Below are 6,797 nucleotides of genomic sequence, written 5' to 3'. Positions count from 1 at the left end.
TGATAATTGACAATTGATTAATTGGGTCTAAGACCTCTTCGTTTACGAAGAAATTAAAAAAGATTTTCCTTAATTTCAATCCTCTTCTTTTAAGGAGAGGTCATTATCCATTGTTCATTATCCATTGTCAATTTGTGAACGTCAACGATGCGGGGGTTGATGGCGAAGACAGCGCAACTACCCCATTAAAATATCGTACAACCACTGTTCCACGCGATCGCACATCGCCTGTGTTGAGTATTTGGCTTCGGCTTGTTGACGACAGGTATTGCGGTTAATCCTATCCAACCCCTTAATCGCCTCAACCAATCCCGCCACCGAATCCGGTTCAACCAAAAACCCCGTTTTCCCCTCCTCGACAATTTCCGCAGGTCCACCGCGACGGTATGCAATCACCGGCACGCCACAGGCGAGGGCTTCTATTGCCACATTGCCAAACGATTCCACCCAACGCGGCGTCATTAATAATCCCCGACATTGGCGTAAATGCTGCTGCAATTCACTCGTCGAGAAAAACCCTAGATAATGAATTGGCGCCTCTGGGTAATCCCGCAAAATCTGTTGCCAATAGTCCTGATTTTGCAGCACTCCCATAATTTTCAGGGGAATCCCCGTCATCTGAGACGCCGCCACTGCATCCTCTAACCCCTTTTCTGGGGAAATTCGCCCCAGCCATGCCAACCACGGTTCAGGTTCTGGACAAAAATTATAGCATGATAACTCAATCCCATTCCCCAAATACCGACAGTGTGTGCCAAATCTAAATGTCGCCGCCTGTGATTGGGAATTGATGCCCACTGTACCCGGAAACGCCATCACCACTTGCTCAATAATCTCATCCATCGCATCGGAGATAGAACTCATTGTCACCCAATGGGCAATGGGACGATTAAAAAACGGCGTCAAATAAAAGGGCAACCAATCATAGGCAAAATTGACTATGACATCATAGTCACATTGGACTTGCCGTGCATAATCCCAAAATCCGGCTAAAACTGAAGATGGGGGAATAATAATCGGTGTATCTCGTGCTTGAGTTTGAGCACTAGTTTGTACCATTCCGCTAATTTCTACTAGGGGCATACCCCAACCCGTAGACCCTTCCATTCCTACAATAGTGACCTGATGCCCGCGTCTGACTAAATCGCTGGCAACATTCCGCAACTTAAATTCAACTCCGCCCGTCAATCCTGAACCCAACGGACCCACTGGACTAGAAATTAGCAGTAATTTTAGAGGGTTATCTTTCATTTAAGTTATGAATTTATTAACCAGAGAACCTTATGTCCTCAACGACATTATTTTCAAATCTTACAGTTGCATAACTGACTTTACCAGAAGTGGTATCTAACGTTTTATCATCATAATTCCAATACTAACATTATTCCACATAAAAAAAGACTAAATACAGCGATTGCCGGAATCACGAGCCGAATTCCCTTTTTTATATACTTTTGTCTCTGCCGTTGTTTTTTATGTTTGCGCCTCTGTTTTTTTTCTATGTTTCTGACGGCTTTCTCAACAAAATGTGGCGGAATCCCTGCTTCTGAACATATTTGTTTTAGATCCGCTAAGGAGTAACTTTTATTCGCTTCAGACTGTAAACGAGCCGCTTCTACTAGCACCTCGCCTACCAGATCATCAGGAATATATTTAATGTCCTTTAGACAGTCTCTAGATGCCTTGTCATTTCTTTTTCGATATGAATTATTCCCCATATTTTCTCCTTGACTGTTACTGAGTTTAATTGAGCCATTATCGATACATCAGATCGGGACTTCCTAAAATCAAAGCTGCCCGTAACTTTTCGGGACTATTCTCAATCTCCTGTTTAGTTTGGGCAGAAATACTATCACCCAATGTATTAAGAAGTTGACTCGCCTCCACCGATTTATTATCACCCAAGCCTCCTTGGGCTATCGTCGTTGCCAAACTAACCCGCCGTAGCATCGCATCGGGACTCAACCAAGCCTCTTGGGTATTTTTATAGCCTTCAGGAGTGGAACAATTATAAAGGGGCATACTCAGTTGATTTAACATACCCGAAATCCGCGTTAAATTTGGCTCTTTTGTCCCCGTCGCCCGGACAGCAGAAATAATATAGTGATAGGGAGTCTTAAATTTACGACCATAATTATTAGCCTGCAAAAATTCAGGACTTTGGAAAAGAGTTTTTAAGACAGCCCGAATATTCCCCTCTGTCTGCAAAAATTCCTTAGCCAGTCCCTTGACTAAACCGGAAGGCGGCTCATCGGCGACAAAATATTGGGCAAGTTTATAAGTGATATAACGGGCAGTTGCTGAATGGCTAGCCAAGCTATCGATAGCTTGTTCCACTTCAGCCACACCATTGCCTTTAATCCGTTGACCCAGAAGGACTTTATCACTATAGTCATGGCGGTTGCTATCAAAATAAAAGCCATTGCTATCCCCCTTATTGCCATCCAAATCAAAACCCCATCCGGTTAAAATATGAGCCAAGGCAATCACATCATCCTGAGTGTAGCCGCCATCGACACCCAAGGTATGAAGTTCCATCAATTCACGGGCATAGTTTTCATTAATACCGCGAAATTGACCCTTAGCACCCGGACTATTGGGCGCAGTATTTCGCCAGTTATCTAAATAAACCAACATCGCCGGATGATGAACTGTTGCTGCTAGCAACTCCCGAAAACGACCCAGGGCATAAGGTCGAATTGCTTGCTGTTCATAGACACCAACCCAGAATTGAATCTCACCTTTTTTGGCAAAAACATTAAAGTGATTAAACCAAAAATCTACCATCACCTCTTGCAATTGCCTCCGACTCGCGATCGCACGGAGTAATCGAGCCTGTATCGCTTGCTGCAACGGTTGTCTAGCTTTTTGGCGAGCTTGCTGACGTTCCTCCTCTGAAGGCTGTTCTTTGGCGCGAGGTTTATACTGTCTGAGTAACTGAATAGGAGTAAGTTTAAGAGTACGCCACTGATCAAGCTGGCGAGTTATTTGGGGAGATTCGGGAATGGATTCCGGCGAAAGTTGAGATTGAATATAAGCATCAATCCCCATCGATTGAATTTGTTCAATATCACCGGGACGAAGACCAAAACTGAGACGATTTAGAATATGGAGGAATTTTTTCATTTGTCAAATAGTTATCGCACTTACTCGGGGCGGGTTTATTTACTATGAAGTGCAAAGGAAACGACAGTAGTAAAACCCGCCCCTACACACTCACGCACCCTGCCAGACTAGCGAGTGCGTTGGGTCAAAACTCAAAACTATTCTATGACGCTACACGATTAGCCTCTAACGCTACAAAATTATCCACCGGACGCACTTGTTGCAGCAGATTTTGTAAATCTTCTCCTTCAATCACCTCCGTTGCTAATATCTGTTGAGCAATTTGTTCGAGTAAATCACGATTATTATTGATAATCGCTAAGGCTTTCTGATGGGACATTTCCACAATTTCTCGAACTTCACCATCAATGGCTTTTGCCGTTTCATCACTCACACTCCGGCGTACATTCCCCCCATTATTGCCCAAGAAACTATTACCTTGAGCCTGATTATACGCCAAAGGACCCAAAACTTTACTCATACCATACGTCGTCACCATGCGTTCAGCTAACTCAGTGGCGCGTTGCAAATCATTAGCCGCCCCCGTTGTGATATTGCCAAAGACAATTTCTTCAGCGGCGCGTCCCCCCAAAAGTGTGGAAATATCACCCCGGAGTTCCGCTTCATTCATCAAAAAACGGTCTTCTGTGGGTAGTTGTAGCGTGTATCCCAAAGCCGACATTCCCCGTGGCACAATTGAGATTTTCGCCACTTTACCACTCCCTGGCATTAATGCACCGACTAAAGCATGACCAACTTCGTGATAGGCGACAATCTTCTTCTCGACATCGTTGAGAACCCGGCTTTTCTTCTCCAACCCCGCCACGACTCGTTCAATGGCTTCGGCGAAGTCGGCTTGAGCAATGGTTTCTTGGCGCTTGCGGGCGGCTAATAGGGCGGCTTCATTGACCAGATTGGCTAAATCCGCCCCAGCAAACCCAGGAGTACGAGTTGCGATCGCGTGTAGATCCACATCCTCACCCAATTTGACTTTTTGGGCATAAATCGTTAAAATCTCTTTGCGTCCAGCTAAATCAGGACGGTCAACCAACACCTGACGGTCAAAGCGTCCGGGACGTAACAATGCCCGATCTAAGCTTTCAGGGCGGTTCGTCGCCGCCAGAACAATCACCGTCGCATCCCCAGCCGCAAACCCATCCATCTCCGTCAGCAATTGGTTCAGCGTCTGTTCTCGTTCATCATTCCCGCCACTATGGAAATTCCCACTACTCCGGGATTTCCCGATCGCATCCAATTCATCAATAAAGATAATACAGGGAGCTTTCTTTTTTGCCTGCTCAAACAAATCCCGCACCCGCGCAGCACCAGTTCCCACAAACAGTTCCACAAACTCCGATGCAGAAATACTAAAGAAAGGCACCCCCGCTTCCCCAGCCACGGCTTTTGCTAATAATGTTTTCCCCGTTCCCGGAGGTCCCACCAACAGCACCCCTTTAGGGATTCGCGCCCCAATTGCGGTAAAGCGATCGGGATTTTGCAGGAACTCGACAATTTCCACTAATTCTGTCTTGGCTTCCTCCGCCCCAGCCACATTAGCAAAGGTAATTTTAGCTGATTCCCCTTCTACATAAACCTTTGCCTTACTTTTACTAAATGAAAGCGCACCTTCGGTATCTCTGTCACTGCGGCGCAGGAAAAACTGAAAGGCGGCGACGAGGATTAGCGGCGGAACCACCCAACTTAACAGACTCAGTAACCAACCATTTTTCGGTGGCGGTGCGGCAAAAAATTCAATCCCCTGTTCCTGAAGATTGTTCACCAAATTCGGATCATCGATTCGCAGAGTAGCATAGATTTGTCCTTTTTGCTCATTCTCATTGAGCAGTTCCTCCGTGGGGTTGAGTGGATCTTCAGGTGTCGGATTTAACGGATTCTCAGGTGTGTCCAGCTCCGGTGTTTCCGCCGTCTCTAAAGGCTGTTCTGGGGTTTCCAGCAAGTCTTGAGTAGCTTGGAGGGGATCTTGGGCGGCTTGCAGCAAGTCTTGAGTGGCTTGGAGTGGATCTTGGGCTGGCTTAAGCTGAAAAATCACTTGTTCTTCCCCCACCGAAACCCGTGCAACTTTTCCGTCGTCGAGTTGGTCGAGAAATTTGCTATAGGGAACCAGGGGAAACCGAGGGGATTTGGGTACAAACAAGTATCCCACTAAGGATACACCTGCCAGAATCAATAGAATAAGAGCAATCTGGCGACCCTGTGGCGATTGCGGTTTGTCTTTAATACTCATATATTCGTTCTCTGCACGCTTGCTGCTGTGGGCTTGGGTGGATGGGGGAATTCCTATTTTTAGGGTAGCAAGGTTCCCTAGCAACTTGGCAGAGGTAGGGAGCGCATTCTCCGATGGGTTAATCACACTCATTAGCCAGTTGCAGCACAGCTGAAAGGACTTCCGGACTAACTCTAAAGTTGAAAGGATTAGCTCGGAAACTTGCTGTTTAACAAAGAATTTGGGATTTGGGATTAAACTAGAGGTAGCCATTTTGCCCCTTAACCATGATCATGACCTTTACTCAAAATTCAGAGGCGGCAGCAAGTTTAACGATATCGACTGAAGGAGACGATATAATCATTCCACCCTCGGATTTATGGAGTGATGAACCTCCTTTGGAAAGTGACCTGCATCGCGATCAAATAGAGCTGTTACTGGCTTGTCTGAAGTGGTGGTGGCGAGAGCGCACTGACTTCTATGCCACGGGAAACCTGACGATTTATTTCAGTCCAGAACATATTACCACGCGGGACTTTCGCGGACCTGATTTTTTTGTGGTTCTGGGAACAGAAAATAAACCCCGCAAAAGCTGGGTACTCTGGGCTGAACAGGGGAAATATCCGAATGTCATTATTGAATTGCTTTCTAATAGCACGGCTAACGTTGATAAGGGATTTAAGAAACAGCTTTACCAAGACACCTTTCGCACACCGGAATATTTCTGGTTTCACCCCGATACCTTGGAGTTCCAAGGATTCTACTTGGCAAGAGGAATCTATGAACCCATAGAGCAAAATGAGCAAGAATGTTTGTGGAGTCAGCAGCTAGAGTTGTTTGTGGGGGTGTATGAATCAAAGCTGCGGTTTTTCAGTCCCCAGGGGCAATTGATTCCCACTCCCGAAGAAAGAGCCGAGCAAGAAAAACAGGAAAAAGAATTGGCGCAGGAACAAGCTAAATTGGCGCAGGAACAAGCTCAACTGGCGCAGGAACAGGCTCAACTGGCGCAGGAACAGGCTGAAGCCGAACGACAACAACGAGAACTGGCGCAACAACGGGTAGAGGAACTCGAGCGTCGGCTGAAGCAGTTAGGGATTGAGCCAGATATACAATAGCGCCAAAAGCAGGGGGAGCAATGTAGAGACGTAGCATGCTACGTCTCTTAGCAGGGGGAGCCATAGTACATTTTCCCTGATAGCGGTGCAAGGGTATAAGGTTTAACCCGGATTTCTTGAACTTGAGCAAATATCAATGCCACTCAAAGCCTTCCTTGATAGCTAAGGGTTTGGCAGTTGTGCAGCCAGCCCGAATTATGACACCGTACCAGGGAATTATAACACCGTACCAGGGAACCATAACACCGTACCAGGGAACCATAACACCGTACCAGGGAACCATAACACCGTACCAGGGAACCATAACACCGTACCAGGGAACCATAACACCGTACCAGGGAACCATAACACCG

The 6,797-nt window shown here is 46.3% G+C and carries 5 protein-coding genes and 1 pseudogene; 2 read left to right on the top strand and 4 right to left on the bottom strand.

Going from position 1 to position 6,797, the window contains the following annotated elements; all coding sequences use genetic code 11:
* Positions 1-177: 177 nt before the first annotated feature.
* The 4 genes from RLO19_RS24485 to ftsH form a co-directional block, all read right to left on the bottom strand.
* Positions 178-1,251 (bottom strand): glycosyltransferase family 4 protein, encoded by a 1,074-nt coding sequence (locus RLO19_RS24485; protein WP_446360006.1) that lies wholly within the window; start codon positions 1,249-1,251, stop codon positions 178-180.
* A 110-nt stretch (positions 1,252-1,361) separates the two neighbouring features.
* A complete protein-coding gene (locus RLO19_RS24480) occupies positions 1,362-1,718 on the bottom strand; it encodes a hypothetical protein (protein ID WP_446360005.1) in 357 nt (118 codons plus the stop codon).
* 37 nt (positions 1,719-1,755) lie between these two features.
* On the bottom strand, positions 1,756-3,126 hold the full coding sequence (locus RLO19_RS24475; RefSeq protein WP_446360004.1) for a DUF1800 domain-containing protein: 1,371 nt from the start codon (positions 3,124-3,126) through the stop codon (positions 1,756-1,758).
* Positions 3,127-3,268: 142 nt separating this feature from the next.
* On the bottom strand, positions 3,269-5,350 hold the full coding sequence (gene ftsH / locus RLO19_RS24470) for an ATP-dependent zinc metalloprotease FtsH (RefSeq protein WP_446360007.1): 2,082 nt from the start codon (positions 5,348-5,350) through the stop codon (positions 3,269-3,271).
* 272 nt (positions 5,351-5,622) lie between these two features.
* Here ftsH and RLO19_RS24465 point away from each other — a divergent pair, with 272 nt between their 5' ends.
* Positions 5,623-6,444, top strand: coding sequence for a Uma2 family endonuclease (locus tag RLO19_RS24465; protein WP_446360003.1), 822 nt, complete (start codon positions 5,623-5,625; stop codon positions 6,442-6,444).
* A gap of 253 nt (positions 6,445-6,697) precedes the next feature.
* A pseudogene (locus RLO19_RS24460) lies at positions 6,698-6,797 on the top strand (cell wall anchor protein); the annotation flags it as partial.

The organism is Coleofasciculus sp. G2-EDA-02 (assembly GCF_040226375.1).
In the GTDB taxonomy this organism is placed as follows: Bacteria; Cyanobacteriota; Cyanobacteriia; order Cyanobacteriales; family Coleofasciculaceae; genus Coleofasciculus.
Note: the sequence above shows the minus strand (reverse complement) of the source record. Positions and strands in the feature narration are given on the sequence as shown.